This is a genomic window from Pseudomonas sp. R2-60-08W, from assembly GCF_003852335.1.
GTDB lineage: Bacteria > Pseudomonadota > Gammaproteobacteria > Pseudomonadales > Pseudomonadaceae > Aquipseudomonas.
Map to the genome: position 1 here is coordinate 153,664 of NZ_CP027731.1, position 16,186 is coordinate 169,849.

At 62.3% G+C, this 16,186-nt stretch carries 12 protein-coding genes; 8 read left to right on the forward strand and 4 right to left on the reverse strand.

Annotated features, from left to right (window positions below):
* Nucleotides 1-309 precede the first annotated feature (309 nt).
* From C4J90_RS00655 to C4J90_RS00690, 8 genes are all read left to right on the forward strand, one after another.
* Nucleotides 310-1,668 (forward strand): TolC family outer membrane protein, encoded by a 1,359-nt coding sequence (locus tag C4J90_RS00655; protein ID WP_124360682.1) that lies wholly within the window; start codon nucleotides 310-312, stop codon nucleotides 1,666-1,668.
* 40 nt (nucleotides 1,669-1,708) lie between these two features.
* Nucleotides 1,709-3,865 carry a type I secretion system permease/ATPase gene (locus C4J90_RS00660; RefSeq protein WP_124418965.1) on the forward strand — a complete coding sequence of 719 codons (2,157 nt, stop codon included), beginning with the start codon at nucleotides 1,709-1,711 and terminating at the stop codon, nucleotides 3,863-3,865.
* The gene (locus tag C4J90_RS00665; RefSeq protein WP_124418966.1) at nucleotides 3,855-5,219 is read left to right on the forward strand and encodes an HlyD family type I secretion periplasmic adaptor subunit; all 1,365 of its coding nucleotides are present in this window, start codon (nucleotides 3,855-3,857) and stop codon (nucleotides 5,217-5,219) included. The genes C4J90_RS00660 and C4J90_RS00665 overlap by 11 nt, the downstream gene beginning before the upstream one ends.
* Nucleotides 5,220-5,433: 214 nt before the next feature.
* A complete protein-coding gene (locus C4J90_RS00670) occupies nucleotides 5,434-6,300 on the forward strand; it encodes a TauD/TfdA family dioxygenase (RefSeq protein WP_124418967.1) in 867 nt (288 codons plus the stop codon).
* 60 nt (nucleotides 6,301-6,360) lie between these two features.
* Complete coding sequence (locus C4J90_RS00675; protein ID WP_124413467.1) at nucleotides 6,361-7,281, forward strand: LysR family transcriptional regulator; 921 nt, start codon at nucleotides 6,361-6,363, stop codon at nucleotides 7,279-7,281.
* Between the two features lie 238 nt (nucleotides 7,282-7,519).
* Complete coding sequence (locus C4J90_RS00680; protein WP_124418968.1) at nucleotides 7,520-9,055, forward strand: MFS transporter; 1,536 nt, start codon at nucleotides 7,520-7,522, stop codon at nucleotides 9,053-9,055.
* A 15-nt stretch (nucleotides 9,056-9,070) separates the two neighbouring features.
* Nucleotides 9,071-10,129: an HlyD family secretion protein gene (locus C4J90_RS00685; protein WP_124418969.1), complete on the forward strand. Its 1,059-nt coding sequence runs from the start codon at nucleotides 9,071-9,073 to the stop codon at nucleotides 10,127-10,129.
* Nucleotides 10,126-11,574, forward strand: coding sequence for an efflux transporter outer membrane subunit (locus tag C4J90_RS00690; protein WP_124418970.1), 1,449 nt, complete (start codon nucleotides 10,126-10,128; stop codon nucleotides 11,572-11,574). Before C4J90_RS00685 ends, C4J90_RS00690 begins: the two co-directional genes overlap by 4 nt.
* 36 nt (nucleotides 11,575-11,610) lie before the next feature.
* Here the strand turns inward: C4J90_RS00690 and C4J90_RS00695 are convergent, their stop codons facing one another.
* From C4J90_RS00695 to C4J90_RS00710, 4 genes are all read right to left on the reverse strand, one after another.
* Nucleotides 11,611-12,834 carry a type II toxin-antitoxin system HipA family toxin gene (locus tag C4J90_RS00695; protein ID WP_124418971.1) on the reverse strand — a complete coding sequence of 408 codons (1,224 nt, stop codon included), beginning with the start codon at nucleotides 12,832-12,834 and terminating at the stop codon, nucleotides 11,611-11,613.
* On the reverse strand, nucleotides 12,812-13,171 hold the full coding sequence (locus C4J90_RS00700) for a helix-turn-helix transcriptional regulator (RefSeq protein WP_124360691.1): 360 nt from the start codon (nucleotides 13,169-13,171) through the stop codon (nucleotides 12,812-12,814). The genes C4J90_RS00695 and C4J90_RS00700 overlap by 23 nt, the downstream gene beginning before the upstream one ends.
* Nucleotides 13,172-13,276: 105 nt before the next feature.
* Nucleotides 13,277-13,981, reverse strand: a complete 705-nt coding sequence (locus C4J90_RS00705; RefSeq protein ID WP_124418972.1) for a DUF3142 domain-containing protein — start codon at nucleotides 13,979-13,981, stop codon at nucleotides 13,277-13,279.
* Entirely contained in the window at nucleotides 13,978-16,140 is a 2,163-nt protein-coding gene (locus tag C4J90_RS00710) for an outer membrane assembly lipoprotein YfiO (RefSeq protein WP_124418973.1), read from the reverse strand. The genes C4J90_RS00705 and C4J90_RS00710 overlap by 4 nt, the downstream gene beginning before the upstream one ends.
* Between the last annotated feature and the right edge of the window lie 46 nt (nucleotides 16,141-16,186).

A 16,186-nucleotide genomic window follows, 5' to 3' on the forward strand; every position in this document is an offset into this window, starting at 1 on the left:
TGATTTCCATGTGGCCACTAAAGAGTAGGGCCAAACTGGAGGGGGCGTAGTCTAGATAGTTACTGGCGTCAAATATTTGGCTGGAATTTTTAGTTATCTAGTTTATGCCAAACTATTGACCTTATGGCCGCCATCCTAAACAATCGCCTCCGTAATGTCACATTGATATTTATGCGGCGAACCGTCCTACATGTGTGAAGCAGTTCCGCTTTTTGAACTTTCCGACGTACGGTCATTACGGTAGCCATTATCCGACGCGGCGGCGCCAATCGCTGTGATTTGAGACAAGAAGTCCTGGGGAATTTTTTAATGCGTCTGCACCTGCTTAAGGCAATACCGTTCGTTCTCGCCGCCAGTTTTGTACAAGCCCAAACACTGCCCCAAGCCATGCAACAGGCACTGGATGTGCACCCAGAGATTCAGGCCGGTGTGAATAGCCGTATCGCCGCCGATTACCAGCTGCGTGCGGCGCAGGGTGGGTATCTGCCGCGTGTTGATTTGAATGCCGGCTATGGCCGTGCAGGCACCGATAACGCGTCCACCCGCCTCGCCAATGGCACGGGCGGCAACCACTGGGAAACCCTCAATCGCGGCGAGTCCAGCCTGCGCCTGCAACAAATGATTTTTGACGGTTTCGCTACCTCCAGCGAAGTCGGGCGTCAACAAGCCAACGTCAACGCCCGTGCCTACTCCCTGCTCGGTACATCCGAGCGCACCGCGTTGACCGTTGCCCAGGTTTACCTGGAAGTGTTGACCCGTCGCGAGTTCGTGCGCCTGGCCGAAGACAACCTGCGCAACCACGAACGCATCTACGATCAGATCAAGCTGCGCACCCAGCGCGGCGTCGGTAACGGTGCCGACCAGGACCAGGCCGAAGCGCGTCTGGCCCAGGCCCGCAACAACCTGATCACCGAGCAGACCAACCTGGCGGATGCGCAAACCAACTACCTCAGCGCCGTTGGCCAGATGCCCGACCAGCTCGAGCGCCCGGCACCGTTCATGGCCATGCTCCCGGCCGACCTGAATGAAGCGCGTCGCCAGATGCTCGACAACAGCCCGGTCCTGCGCTCGGCCGAGTCGGACATCTCTGCCGCCGAGAAGCAGTACGCCGCCGCCAAGTCCAGCTTCTACCCGCGCTTTGATGCTGAGCTTGGCACCAATGCCGACAACAACGTCGGCGGCGACGCCAACCACAGCAACGGCTGGGAAGCCATGGTGCGCATGCGCTTCAACCTGTTTGCCGGGGGCAGCAACAAGGCCGACCTGCAATCGAAGTCGTACCAGGCCAACCAGGCCCTGGACATCCGCAACAACGCCCTGCGCCAGCTCAATGAAGAACTGGGCCTGGCCTGGAACGCCCTGAACAACGCCAACGCGCAACTGCCGGTGGCCCAGCAGTATGTGGACCACAGCACGCGCGTGCGCACCTCCTACCAGCAACAGTTCAGCCTGGGCCAACGTACCCTGCTGGACCTGCTCGACAGCGAGAACGAATTGTTCACCGCTTCGCGTCGCCTGGAAGAGATCAAGAACATTCAGTTATTTACTCAGTACCGAATCAAGGCGACCATGGGCCAATTGCTCAAAAGCCAAGGCGTAGTCGCTCCAATGGCCTCCATCGTGCAAAACGATGTGAAGCCCAAAGTCCAGCTGCCTGGGATGAACTGAGTCACCCCATAGCCCCATCTGTTAGTCGAGAGTGCACCGCGTGGAATCCGAAGTCAGTCGAGTTCATCTCAGTCATGATCCACGCACGCTGCACGACGACCCGTTACTCGACGGGTTGTTGGCACTCTGCGCCCTGCACCAGAAACCGGCCAGTGCGGCCATGCTCACCACCGGCCTGCCGCTGCCTTCGCAGCGCCTGAGTGCCGAACTGCTGGCGCGTGCTGCCGCGCGTGCCGGGCTGCAGGGCCGGCTGTTGCAACGCAAGCTCGAACAGATCCCGGCCATCGCGTTGCCAGCGCTGCTGCTGCTCAAGGATGGGCGCAGTACCGTACTGGTCGGTTGGGAAGGCGACGATCAGGCGCGGGTGCTGCTCAGCGAAAGCGACGGCGGGGAAGTGCTGATCAAGCGCGAACTGCTGGCCGCCGACTACATCGGCAAAGTCTTCTTCGCCCAGCCGCAGCACAAATTCGACGTCAACCATGGCACCCTGATCCCGCGGGCGCGATCCTGGTTTCGTGACACCCTCAAGCGCTCGCGCTGGCTGTACACCGACGCCATCGCCGCCAGTTTTTTGATCAATATCATCGCCATGGCCGCGCCGCTGTTCGTGATGAACGTGTACGACCGCGTGGTGCCGAACCAGGCCACCGCCACCCTGTGGGTGCTGGCCGTGGGCATCTGTGGCGCGTACCTGTTCGACCTGGTGCTCAAAAGCCTGCGCAGCCTGTGCCTGGACCTGGCCGGTAAAAAAACCGACCTGATCATCTCCGCCACCTTGTTCGAGCGCATCGTCGGCATGTCGATGAAATACCGCCCGGCGCGGGTCGGCAGCTTTGCGCAGAACATCCATGAGTTTCAGAGCCTGCGCGACTTTCTCGCCTCGCTAACCCTTACCAGCCTGATCGACCTGCCGTTCACGCTGCTGATTTTCCTGGTGATCGCCCTGCTCGGCGGCCATCTGGTATGGATTCCGGTGCTGGCGTTCCCGATTGCCCTGGGTATCGGCTACGCCCTGCAGAAGCCGTTGGTCGCGACCATGGAACGCACCATGGCCCTGGCCGCCGAGCGCCAGTCGAGCCTGATCGAAACCCTCGCCGGGCTGGATGCGGTCAAGGTCAACAACGCCGAGAGCGAACGCCAGTACGGTTGGGAACAGACCATCGGCACCTTGAGCCGGCTCGAACTGCGGGTGAAGTTGCTGTCGGGCCTGTCGATGAACATGACCCTGCTGATCCAGCAACTGGCCGGCGTGATCATGATCGTCTTCGGCGTGTACCAGATTATCGACGGCAACCTGAGCATGGGCGGCCTGATTGCCTGCTACATGCTCAGTGGCCGCGCGTTGAGCCCGCTGGCCTCGCTGTCGGGCCTGCTCACGCGCTACCAGCAAGCCAAGGTCACCATGACCTCGGTGGACCAGATGATGGAGCTGCCCCAGGAGCGCAACTTCGAAGAGCGCCCCATGAGCCGCCGCACCCTGCAAGGCGCCATCGAGTGCCGGGGCCTGAACTTCACGTATCCGAACCAACAGAACGCTGCGCTGAAAAACATCAACCTGGTGATCAAGCCAGGGGAAAAAATCGGCATCATCGGCCGCAGCGGTTCGGGCAAAAGCTCCCTGGCCAAATTGATCGTCGGCCTTTACCAGCCTGACTCCGGCGCGTTGCTGGTGGACGGCGTGGATGTGCGCCAGATCGATGTCAGTGAACTGCGCCACAACATCGGCTACGTCGCCCAGGATATCCAACTGCTGGCCGGCACCCTGCGTGACAACCTGGTCAGCGGCGCACGCTACGTCGAAGACGAAATGGTCCTGCAGGCGGCGGAACTGGCTGGCGTGCACGAATTTGCGCGCCTGCACCCGCAAGGCTACGAACTGCAAGTCGGCGAGCGTGGCCAGAACCTGTCCGGCGGCCAGCGCCAGAACGTCGCCCTGGCCCGTGCGCTGCTGCTCAACCCGCCCATCCTGCTGCTGGACGAACCCACCAGCGCCATGGACAACACCGGTGAAGAACGCTTGAAACAACGCCTGCACGCCGTGGTGCAAAACAAGACCGTGGTGTTGGTGACGCACCGTGCCTCGCTGCTCTCCCTGGTAGACCGCCTGCTGGTGGTCGACCGTGGGCAGATTCTCGCGGACGGCCCGAAAGCCGTGGTCATGGAAGCGTTGAAGAAGGGGCAGATCAGTGTTGCTTAACTCCATAAAAAACGCGGTCGGCCGCTACTTCAAAGGTTCCGACTCGCTGCAGGGCCAGCCGCTGCCCGAGGTCAACAAAGCGTTGATCGAAGATGCGCCGCGAGTCATCCGCCTGACCATCTGGGCCATCATTGCCTTCTTCCTGTTCCTGGTGGTGTGGGCGGGTTTCTCCGAAATCGACGAAGTGACCCGTGGCGACGGCAAGGCGATTCCGTCGTCCAAATTGCAGAAAATCCAGAACCTGGAAGGCGGTATCGTCGCCGAGCTGTACGTCAAGGAAGGCCAGATCGTCGAGGCCGGTGCGCCGCTGATTCGCCTGGATGACACGCGGTTCGTGTCCAACGCCGGCGAAACCGAAGCCCTGCGCCTGGCCATGCAATTGCGCGTCGAACGCCTGAGTGCGCAGGTGGATGATCGCCCACTGAACATTCCCGACGAGGTGCTCAAGGCCGCGCCCAGCCAGGCCGCCAACGAACGCTCGCTGTATGAAAGCCGTCGCCAGCAGTTGAAAGACGAAGTCGGCGGCTTGCAGGAGCAACTGGTGCAGCGCCAGCAGGAATTGCGCGAGTTCACCTCCAAGCAAGGCCAGTACCGCAGCCAGCTGTCCCTGCAACGCCAGGAAATCAACATGTCCGAGCCGCTGGTGGCCCAGGGCGCGGTGTCGCCGGTGGAAGTGCTACGCCTCAAGCGCGCCGAAATGGAGACCCGCGGCCAGCTGGACGCCACCACCCTGGCAATCCCACGCGCCGAATCGGCGATCAAGGAAGTGCAGCGCAAGATCGACGAAACCCGTGGCAAATTCCGCAGCGAAGCCCTGACCCAACTCAACGAGGCCCGCACCGAACTGAACAAGGCCGAATCCACCGGTCGAGCCCTGGAAGACCGCGTCAGCCGTACCCTGGTCACCTCGCCGGTGCGCGGGATCGTCAAGCAGCTGCTGGTCAACACCGTCGGCGGCGTGATCCAGCCGGGCAGTGACATGGTGGAAATCGTGCCGCTGAACGACACCCTGCTGGTGGAAGCCAAGATCCGCCCGCAAGACATCGCGTTTCTGCACCCCGGGCAAGAAGCGGTGGTCAAATTCACCGCTTATGACTACACCATCTACGGTGGCCTGAAGGCCAAGCTCGAACGCATCGGCGCTGACACCATCACCGATGAAGACAAGAAAACCACCTACTACATGATCACCCTGCGCACCGACCGCAGCCACCTGGGCACCGATGAGAAGCCGCTGCTGATCATCCCCGGCATGGTCGCCTCGGTGGACATCATCACCGGCAAGAAAAGCATTCTCAGCTACCTGCTCAAACCGATCATCAAGGCGCGGGCCGAGGCGTTGCACGAGCGGTAATCTCTATCGCCTGCTCCGGCCTCATCGGGGGCAAGTCGAATCGTCGCACCGCCCCTCCCACACTTGATCTGTGAACGCATTCAAATGTGAGAGGGGGCTTGCCCCCGATGAGGCCATCAGCATCACCCAAAGCATATGGATATGCCCTAACAGTATTTAAACTTCCATTCTTAGACCTATAAATTCACTCCCCTGTCTGCCGGAAGTGAATCCAATGTCCACCATCAACCAAACCTTCGACATCCGCCCATTCCCCGGCAGTGTCGGCGCCGAAGTCATCGGCCTGGATCTATCCCAACCCGTCAACGACCAGGACTTCGCCCGCATTCATCGCGCACACCTGGACCACCACGTCATCGTGTTCCGCGACCAACGCATCACCCCCGAACAACAGATCGCCTTCAGCCGCCGCTTCGGTGTGCTGCAAATCCATGTGCTCAAACAGTTCCTGCTGGCCAATCACCCGGAGATCCTGATCGTCTCCAACGTTATCGAAAACGGCCAGTCCATTGGCCTGGGCGATGCAGGCAAATTCTGGCACTCGGACCTGTCGTACAAGGAGCTGCCCAGCCTGGGCTCGATGCTGCACGCCCAGGAACTGCCGTCCGAAGGCGGCGACACGCTGTTTGCTGACATGCACAAAGCCTGGGAGCAACTGCCCGAGCACCTGCGCAACGCCGTCGAAGGGCGCCGCGCCGCGCATTCCTATACCGCGCGTTACAGCGAGAGCAAATTCGAGGGTAACTGGCGTCCCACCTTGACCCCTGAACAGCTCGCCCAAGTGGCCGAAGTGGAGCACCCCATCGTGCGCACTCATCCTGAAAACGGCCGCAAGGCACTGTTCGTCAGCGAAGGCTTCACCACCCGCATCGTCGGCCTGCCAGAGGACGAAAGCCGCGACCTGCTGGCCCAGCTCTACGCCCACAGCGTGCTGCCGGCAAACATCTACCGGCACCAGTGGCAGCCTCACGACCTGGTGTTCTGGGACAACCGCTCGCTGATCCACCTGGCGGCCGGCTGCCCGAGCCATCTGCGCCGCAAGTTGTTCCGCACCACCATCCAGGGCGACGCGCCGTTCTGAACCGCTAAAGCCTGCTAGGATTGCGTCCAGTTCACTCCCGACCGAACACGAGTGCTTGGCATGCAACTACCGGACATGAACCTGCTGGTCGCCCTCGACGCCTTGCTCGATGAAGGCAGCGTGGTGGGCGCCGCGCGACGGATGAACCTGAGCCCGGCGGCCATGAGCCGTACCCTCACGCGTATCCGCGAGGCGGTGGGTGATCCGATCCTGGTGCGTGCCGGCCGCGGCCTGGTGCCGACGCCCAAGGCGCTAGAGCTGCAAGCCCAGGTGCGCAACGTGGTGGAGCAGGCGGCGTTGTTGTTTCGCTCGGCGGACCAGGTCGATTTGAGCACCTTGCGCCGCCGCTTCAGCGTGCGCGCCAATGACTTTTTCATCGGCGTGTATGGCGGTCGGCTGTTCGACACCCTGCAACGCGCGGCGCCGTTCTGCGAACTGCGCTTCGTGCCCGAAGGCGACACCGACGATGAAGCGCTGCGCGAAGGGCGGTTGGACCTGCGGGTGAGCAATACCATGCCGGCTGGTCCCGAAGTGAAGGTGCAGAACCTGTTCTCGACCACGTTTGTCGGCCTGGCCCGGGAAGATCACCCGCTGTTCGACGAAGAGATCACCGCCGCTCGGTTTGCCAGCTATTCCCACATCAGCATCTCGCGACGCGGCATCGCCCGTGGGCCCATCGATACCGCCTTGAATGCCCAGGGCCTGGAGCGCCACGTCGCAATGATCGCCCCCGGCTTTCACGGCGCGATGTTCATGTTGCCCGACTCCGACCTGCTGCTGCCGGTGCCCAAGGAAGCCCTCCTGAGCGCTCGGCGCCTGAAGCTGCCGCTGCGCTCGTTCGCCTTGCCGATTTCGCTGCCGACCCTGGTATTGGCGCAATCCTGGCACCCGCGCTTCGACAAAGACCCGGCGCACAAATGGCTGCGCGAGACCATGCGCGAGAGCTGCCACGCCACCTGGCTGGAAGCCCAGCCCAGCTGATTCTGAAGCCACACACAGTCAAATGTGGGAGGGGGCTTGCCCCCGATAGCGGTGTTTCAGTTTCACATCAGGTGACTGTCACCCCGCAATCGGGAGCAAGCCCCTCCCACATTAAAAGCCCCCTGCAACACCAGGGTGGATTGCGTATGACGCACTTATAACCTGCCAACAAGTCACTTTTTGTCATGCATTTGCCTGATTAAACTACTCGGGTATTCCCATTCCGAGTTACCTGTCCATGACTTCCCTCGCTGCCCCCGCCTTCGAGGCCGCAGCCAAACCCACTGCGCCCAGCCCACCGGTGTTCGGCCCGCGCATCATCATCGGCCTGGTCGGCGTGTTGCTGGCGGTGCTGGTGTCAGGCCTCAACGAAATGGTGACCAAGGTCGCCCTCGCCGATATCCGGGGTGCGCTATACATCGGCTTTGACGAAGGCACCTGGCTGGTCGCGGCGTACACCGCCACTTCCGTCGCAGCCATGGCATTCGCGCCGTGGTGCGCGGTGACGCTCTCCCTGCGCCGTTTCACCCTGGGTGCCATTGGCGTGTTTACGCTGCTCGGCATCCTGTGCCCGTTTGCACCGAACTACGAAAGCCTGTTGCTGCTGCGCACCGTGCAAGGCCTGGCCGGTGGCGCGTTGCCGCCGATGCTGATGACCGTGGCGCTGCGTTTCCTGCCCGCCAACGTCAAATTGTACGGGTTGGCCGGCTATGCACTGACTGCCACTTTCGGCCCGAGCCTGGGCACGCCATTGGCGGCGCTGTGGACCGAATACGTCGGCTGGCAATGGGCGTTCTGGCAGATCGTCGGGCCGTGCCTGTTGGCGATGGCCGCCGTGGCCTACGGCTTGCCGCAGGATCCGCTGCGCCTGGAACGCTTCAAACAGTTCAACTGGCGTGGTCTGCTGTTGGGTTTTCCGGCGATCTGCATGCTGGTGATCGGCCTGTTGCAAGGCAATCGCCTGGACTGGTTCGAGTCGGGCCTGATCACCTTTTTGCTCAGTGGCGGCGCGCTGCTGCTGGTGCTGTTCATGCTCAACGAATGGTCGCAGCCGCTGCCATTCTTCAAGCTGCAGATGCTCGGCCTGCGCAACCTGTCGTTCGCCTTGATCGTACTGGCCGGTGTGTTGATGGTGCTGACCTCGGTGATCATCATCCCCTCGAGTTTTCTCGCCCAGGTCCAGGGTTACCGGCCGCTGCAAACCGCACCGGTGATGCTGCTGATGGCGCTGCCGCAGTTGATCGCGCTGCCGCTGGTGGCGGCGCTGTGCAATCTGCGCTGGGTCGATTGCCGCTGGGTGCTGGGCATGGGGCTGGGCATGTTGGCGTTGTGCTGCATCGGCAGTTCGCACCTGACCTCGGCGTGGATTCGCGATGATTTTTATGGCTGGTACCTGCTGCAGATTTTCGGTCAACCGATGGCCGTTCTGCCCTTGCTGATGCTGTCCACCGGCAGTATTCAGCCCATCGAAGGGCCGTTCGCGTCGGCGTGGTTCAACACCGTCAAGGGTCTGTCCGCCGTGATCGCCACGGCGGTGCTGGATACGCTGACCACCCAGCGCGGGCATTTCCACTCGACCATGCTGGTGGACCGCCTGGGCAACTCGCCCCTGGCTGACGACGACGCGTCGGGCCTGGCGCACCGCCTGCACGAGCAGACTGTGGTGCTCACCTCTTCGGATCTGTATGTCGTCATGGCCGGTGTCGCGGTGGCGTTGATCCTGCTGATTTTCTGGATGCCCACGCGGATTTTCCCGCCTCGTGCACCGACCTGACCCCAAGGATTTTTCATGAAACGCAAAGACAAAATTGCCGTCTCCGTCATCGCCGTATTTGCCGTGGGCGTGCTGGTCTACCTGGTTGCGCCGGGCATCCTGGGCAGCCAGCGCCAGACCACCAACGACGCCTTCGTCGCCGCCGATTTCACCCTGGTTGCACCGCGTGTTGCCGGGTTCATCAAGGAGGTGCTGGTGGAAGACAACCAGCGCGTCAAGGCCGGCCAACTGTTGGCGCTGATCGACGACCGTGATTTTCGCGCCGCCGCCCAGGCCGCCGACGCCGACACCCTGGTCGCCCAGGCCCAACTGAAAAACGCCACCGCGACCCTTGAACGCCAAAGCTCGGTAATCGCCCAGGCCCAGGCCACCGTAGCGGCCGATCGCGCCGAAGTGGCGTTTGCCGAACACGAACTGAACCGCTACAACCACCTCGCCGGCGTCGGCGCGGGCACCGTGCAGAACGCCCAGCAAGCCAAGACCCGCATCGACCAGGCCACCGCGCGCCTGGCCAAATCCACGGCGGTGCTGGCAGCCGAACGCAAGCAAGTGGAAATTCTCACCGCGCAGCGTGACGCTGCCGAAGGCGGTCTCAAGCGCGCACAGGCCGCGCTGGAAATGGCCAGTTATCAGCTGTCCTACACCCGCATCGTCGCGCCGGTGGACGGCATGGTCGGTGAGCGTGCGGTACGGGTGGGCGCTTATGTCACGCCGGGCAGCAAGATCCTCGCCGTGGTGCCGCTGGCCCAAGCCTATGTCGTGGCCAATTTCCAGGAGACCCAGCTGTCTCACATGCAGGCCGGCCAAGCTGTGCAGGTGCGGGTCGACAGCCTCGATGGCGAGTTGCTCAACGGCCACCTGCAAAGCCTGGCGCCCGCCACGGGGGTGACCTTTGCCTCGGTCAAGCCGGACAACGCCACCGGTAACTTCACCAAGGTGGTGCAGCGTATTCCGGTGAAGATTGTGCTTGAGCCAAACCAACCGCTGACCGAACGCTTGCGCGTAGGGATGTCGGTGGAAGCCAGCGTCGACACCCGCGCCGCCGCGCAACAACATGAGGTGGCCCAGCAATGAGACATCTCGCCTGGCTCACCCTGAGCCTGATCAGTTTGAGCGCTTGCACCGTCGGCCCGGATTTCCAGCGGCCGCAGGGTCCGTCTGTGGCCCCATGGACTGAGCCCCAGGGGCGTCAGGCGGCCAGTCGCGCCACCAGCGACCCGTTGCAAGAGCGCTGGTGGGACGTATTCCACGACGAGCAACTGTCGGCCCTCACACGCCGCGCCCTCAGGGATAACCTCGATCTGAAACTGGCCAGCAGCCGCCTGCAACAAAGTCGCGCCGTGCGCCAGGTAACCACCGCCGAGCGTTACCCCAACGTCGACGCGGGCGGCGCTTACCAGCGCAAGCGCAACAGTGGCAGAGGCTTGAACGACCCCTCCGGCGAAAACGGCCGCTCGGCGTTCAACCAGTGGGACATGGGCTTTTCCGCCGCTTGGGAAGTGGACTTCTGGGGCCGGGTCAAGCGCGAGACCGAAGCCGCCGACGCCACCCTGGAAGTCGCGGAAAACGACCGCCGCGCCGTGTTGCTGTCGGTGCTGGCCGAGACCGCCCAGGACTACATCCAACTGCGCGGCGTACAAAACACCCGCGCCGTCACCGAGCAGAACCTCGACGTCGCCCGCCACAGCCTCAAGCTTTCGCAACTGCGCCTGGCCGATGGCGTGGCAACCGACCTGGACGTGGCCGAAGCCGCCGCCCAAGTCGCCGCCATCGAAGCGCGCCTGCCGGATTTGCAGCAGCGCCAGGACCAGTTGATCAACGCCCTGAGCCTGCTGATGGGCGAGCCTCCGCAAGCCCTGCACGCGCAGCTGTCCAAGGACGCCGCCGTGCCGCAGACCCAGCGCCAGGTCGCTATCGGCCTGCCTTCGGAACTGGCCGAGCGCCGCCCGGACATCCGCCAGGCCGAAGCCCGCCTGCACACTGCCACCGCCAGCATCGGTGTGGCCAAGGGTGATTTCTACCCGCGCATCACCTTGTCCGGCAGCCTTGGCTCCCAGGCCATGCAGCTCTCGGATCTCGGCTCCTGGGGCTCGCGCGCCTTTGCCTTCGGCCCGCAGTTCAGCCTGCCGCTGTTCAACGCCGGGCGCCTGCAAGGCATGGTGAACCTGCGCGAAGCCCAGCAACAGGAAGCGGCGCTGGCCTACCAGCAAACCGTGCTGCGCGCCTGGCATGAAATCGACGACCAGTTGACCCGCTACAACGCCAGCCAACTGCGCCGCGACAGCCTCGCCGAAGCCGTGCGCCAGAACCAGATCGCCCTGACCACCGCGCAACACCAGTACGTCGAAGGCGTGGCGGATTTCGTCAATGTGCTCACCGTGCAAAGCGCTCTGTTGGCGACTCAGGAACAGTGGGTGGAAAGTTCTACGAGTGTGTCGTTGGCGATGGTCGGGTTGTACAAGGCGCTGGGAGGAGGGTGGGAGTCGGTGTATCCGCTGGCACGTTCAGATGCGCAATAGGACGGACGTGGCGTCGTCTTCGGTTGTGCACCCGGGTCATGCGATCAGCTGCGTTTCAAACCGGGTGCATACCGTGGAAAGCATGCTGGCATCGGCACTGCTACAGCCTGCCGCCTCAAAAAAACCGGAGGCTTCTCGCACGACGGCATATACGTCAGTGACGATAGATCTTGCTTCATCCATCCCCAACCCAAAGCGCTCGGGCGTACTCAGCAAATTGCTGACAGACGATACCCTTCCCTCATTCCCGATGATGAGCGCCTGCAAGCCTAGCTGCGTTGGGTGGGGCAGCACGTCGAATACTGGCGCAAGGGAGTAGCCCGACGAGCTGGTCAAAAGTAGTCCGGTTTGTTTCAGGTGGTCGTCGCTATTTCCGATGAGCACATTGAATGCCATGCGTCGATAAAGTTCACGCATGTCGAGCGTTGCATCGTCGCTGACTTTCTTCAAAACGTCGGCGATTCTGGAATAGGAAACGTCACTATCAACCGCGCCAACGCGCATTCTCGGCTTCTCGGCGCTTACCAAAGAGTTGCAGCTGACATAGTGCTCGCGCCCCGTTCCTTCATGCCGGTCAAAACGCTCGACCATTAACACCGGCCTGCCTGCTACCTCGACCAACTTGTGCCCCGCTGCCGGTAGACCCGCCGCGTTCGCCATTTGCAGGCTGGCAAATTCAGCACGGGGCTGATCGAAAACATCGTCGCTGCGGCCGAACTTGGCAATCCATTCCTTACCTTCAAAAGTCACGGTGACCTTGGGTCTGGCGCCGCCCATAGAGCTTCCGAACTCGAATAGCCGTGCGATTTCCGCAGGGAGGTCCACATCGCCTTTCTCGACTTGATCGAGGCCAACCATGATTTTTTCGAGATCTTCAAATTGTGGCGGCTGGTGCAGGGTAGGTAACAGATGGCGCGAAGCACTGAAAAGCAGGCAACCGACCCCGGCACCCCGCGAGGCAAGCAGCCATTCGATGTCGTTTTGTGGATGCTGTTTGTGGGTGGCCAGCAGAACACGCCGGCCCCAATTGTCCGGAGTGGCGTCGTCAAGCACCCCAAACATGCGTGTGGAGGAATACTGGTTGGGGGTCAGTGGCAAATTCAGCGGGTCAATCGCGAATGCGTTGGAACGTGCGAGCCAGCTGTTCGCGTAGCGAAAAACGAATCCGCCCCCGTGCATCGCCACTTCACCGACGGGGACCGGATCACCGATTGAGTGAGCCGAAAAAACGAATGCATTACCAATCGGCTTCCAGGACATGGGGGTCTCCTTCTGTGCGAATTCGGTCAGGCTCACGGGCGAGGCTCAGGGTAATCCCGACCTGGTCAAGGTCTGGCGATGCGATGCTCGCCATCCCTTCCTCCAGGTCCATTGCGCTGAGCACATTCATCAGTACACCGAGGGATACGCCGGCTTCTCCGTGTCTCAGTCGTTGATACGTTTGCCGGGTTATGCCCGCGCGGCTGCATATGGTGGAAATCTTCAGCCGACGACGAATACGGGCTATTTCGATACCGTTTCCAATACCTTTCATCAGCTCATCGCTTCGCTCTGAGATGTACCCTTTGTGAGGGTTTGGCTTGCCCGTAGTTTGCATGATATATCACCCTTTAACGCGGTAAGAGTAACTTATATCATCGACTCTATTTAAGCCAGTCTGCACAAACTCCAGCTCGATGCGGATTTTTCCCTGTCGGCGGACTCACCGGTTCTGCAAAAACACCACATACCCCCGAAACCACTCACTCCCCTGTAAATACCCCGGCGCTTGCCATTCCCCGCCCTGAATCAGGCCGACCTTGAACGGCACGCCGAGCCGATTCATCCGGGGCAAATACGCGGCGTAGTCGGGGATGCTGTGCCGCCCTTGATAGGTCTGTACCACCACTTCATCCACCACGCCCTTGAGCTGGGCGATGGCGGCGGGGTCGGCGTTGCTGCTCCAGTCCATCAGGCCGGTGATGCTCAAGCGCAGGTCGGCCGGCAGGCGGTGGCGCAGGTCGCGCAGAAAGGCCGCGTATTCGTGCAGGTACTGGGTACGGGCGTCGAAGTCGATCTGGATGCCGACCACCGGGTTGCCCGCCTCGCGCCAGCGTTGCACCTGGCCAAGCAGTTGGGTGTAGACCTGTTCCGGCCATCGCAGAGTATGGGCGCGGTAGACCACCCAGATGTCGCCCTGGGTAATGCGCGGCACGTTCATGCCCTGGGCGATCAGTTGCACACCGCGTTGCGGCGCGCGGCGGGTGGAGTTGATCTGGCCCTGCAGGATGTAGAGGGTCTTGGCCTGCTTGAGCACCGGCTGGGGCGCGACGCCGCTCCACAGCCAGAAGGCGTCGTAGTCACGGGCGTCAACAGCACCGAAGGCCGGGCCTGCCAGCAACAGCAGGCCCAGCCACAGCATTTTCACCAGTAGTACTGCAGCGATTTGCCCCACTGGGTGTCGGCGAAACCGCTCTTGAGCTGGCGGAACCAGCCTTTGCGCACGCCCGGCGCCACGTCTTCGCCGCCGCAGCTGTTGTAGCCGGCCGGCGCGTAGCAATTGATCGCGCGAAACAGTGCGTAGGCCCGGTCGGTTTTGGGCGCCTTGGCATTGGCGATCACCTGCTGGTAGCCGTCCAGGCGCGAGAAGGTTTCACCTTTGAACTCCGAGGCGGTGCTGCCAAGGCTGCCGGTGGCGCGGGCTTGCTCCAGCGGCATGCCGTCCAGGCCATTGCGCAGGATAAATTCCCCCAGGCAGTTGAGGGCTTGCGGGTTTTTTGCGTCGCTTTGCAAGGTCGCGGCGGTTTGCGCGACGCTCGGGCAGGCATAGCCGGATTCGGCCTTGTCACCGTTCCACTGGAACAGCTTCAGGCTTTGCCCGCCGCTGTAGGTGTAACCCAGGCTGGTGCCGAGTTTGTCGTCAGACAGCGAGGCCTGCTTGAGGTCGTCGGCGAAGGTCGCGAACTGGCGGTGCAGCAGGTCTTTGTAGAGCAGCACGAATTGGGCGGTCTGGCGTTCAGTCGGGTCGTTGGCCTTGGCGACCTGCTGGCGCAACAGGTCGGGACCGGCCACGTTGCGCAGCAGGATGTAGCGCACCTGCCTGGCACTGATCGGCGAGTCGGCGGCGAACACCTTGGCCAGTTGGCCGCTGCGCTCGTAATTCATCGCCAGTGCCAGCTCCAATTGGTCGCGTTGCAGCGGTTGCTTGGCCAGCGGCAGCAGTTGCAGCCACAGCGCTTCGGCGCCTTTCCAGTCTTGCTTGGCTTCCAGGGCCAGGGCGCGCAGGGTCTGCTGGCTGAAGGCGAAGTAATCCAGGTTTGGCGGCAGGTCCGTCGGCAGGTGCTTCAGGGCCGTGTCGGGTTGGTGCTCGACGTACAGGGCATACGCCGCTTGCAGGTAGTCGAACAAGGCCGGCTCGTTGGCGAAGGTGCTCTTTTGCTTGTCGAGGGCTTCGCGACTCAACAGCGGCGGGGTATGGGCACGCATAGCCATCAGGTCGCTGACCAGTTGCAGCATCGGGCTGTTGGCCGCCTGGTTGCTGGCCATCAGCAGTTTGAGGTCGGCTTCTTCCACCAACGCGTCTACGCTCACATTGCGCTGGGCGTCGCTGGCTTCGGTGAATTGCCAGGTGAAATCTGCGGCGAGCTTGGTCTCGTCATTCGCCAGCCAGTGCACCCGGCGCAGCAGGCCACGGGCGGACGCGACGTAAGCGCCCTGCGGGTAGGTTTTCAGGTAGCCGAGAAAGCCTTCTTCGGCGTCGCTCAACGCGGCCTTGTCCACATGCTCGCGCTGGGGCACACCGTATTCGTCGAAGGCTTCGGCCTGGGCTTGGTTCAGCGAGGTGCGCGCGGCCATATACAGCGCAGTTTCCTTCAGCCAGGGCACCTCGCTGGTCGCGGCGGCGGCGAAACCGCGCTCGGCGTTACCGAAGCGGCCGCTGTAGAAGTCAGCGGCGGCCTGCAGATAAGTGCGAAACAGTTGGGCGCTGGCCGAAGGGGTCAGTTGCGCATCCACCACCTGGCCGTCCCAGTCACAGGTGGTCAGCAGCTGCAAACGTGCTTTCACCAGCAGGTCGCGCTCGGCGGGCGGCATATCGGCCTTGATCACCTGGCTGATAAACGCGGTGGCGCTGTCATCAGCGTTGCTGCGGCAGCGGCTGCCTTCGCCATCGAGAAACGCTTCGCCTGCGGTCTTGTACTCCTCACGCTTGATGCCCAGCGGCGCGAGCAGGGTGTCGAGCTCGGCGGTGCGCGAATCGTCCGCTTGGTTATCGGGTTCGTCCTCTGCGGCCGGAACCGGCACCAAGCGATACACCGGAAACGGCACCGGGCCGAAACCCTGGGCCAGGTCGTCTTCGCTCAGGGCATTCGGAGCCAGGGGTGCGGCCTTTTTGTCGGCCAGCAACAGGCGCAGGTTTACTCGGCTATCGTTGCCTGGGCTGAGAAAGGGTTGGTTGCTGCAGGGTTCGAGACTGTCACGCGACACCCGCCAGTCGGGGTAGCACGAGTCGTCGGAACTGGCCTGGGCCGTCAGGGGAATACCGGCCAGCAGGGCCAGTGCCAGAGGTGACAAAAAACCGATGCGCATGACGTGTCCTTGATCCTGGGTCCTTGGAGGACGGCAATCATAGCGT

Bases quoted from the DNA above. Each gene is read 5' to 3' on its own strand.
- C4J90_RS00655 (WP_124360682.1), top strand. From the start codon at position 310: ATGCGTCTGCACCTGCTTAAGGCAATACCGTTCGTTCTCGCCGCCAGT.
- C4J90_RS00670 (WP_124418967.1), top strand. From the start codon at position 5,434: ATGTCCACCATCAACCAAACCTTCGACATCCGCCCATTCCCCGGCAGT.
- C4J90_RS00695 (WP_124418971.1), bottom strand. From the start codon at position 12,834: ATGTCCTGGAAGCCGATTGGTAATGCATTCGTTTTTTCGGCTCACTCA.
- C4J90_RS00680 (WP_124418968.1), top strand. From the start codon at position 7,520: ATGACTTCCCTCGCTGCCCCCGCCTTCGAGGCCGCAGCCAAACCCACT.
- C4J90_RS00675 (WP_124413467.1), top strand. From the start codon at position 6,361: ATGCAACTACCGGACATGAACCTGCTGGTCGCCCTCGACGCCTTGCTC.
- C4J90_RS00690 (WP_124418970.1), top strand. From the start codon at position 10,126: ATGAGACATCTCGCCTGGCTCACCCTGAGCCTGATCAGTTTGAGCGCT.
- C4J90_RS00700 (WP_124360691.1), bottom strand. From the start codon at position 13,171: ATGCAAACTACGGGCAAGCCAAACCCTCACAAAGGGTACATCTCAGAG.
- C4J90_RS00685 (WP_124418969.1), top strand. From the start codon at position 9,071: ATGAAACGCAAAGACAAAATTGCCGTCTCCGTCATCGCCGTATTTGCC.
- C4J90_RS00710 (WP_124418973.1), bottom strand. From the start codon at position 16,140: ATGCGCATCGGTTTTTTGTCACCTCTGGCACTGGCCCTGCTGGCCGGT.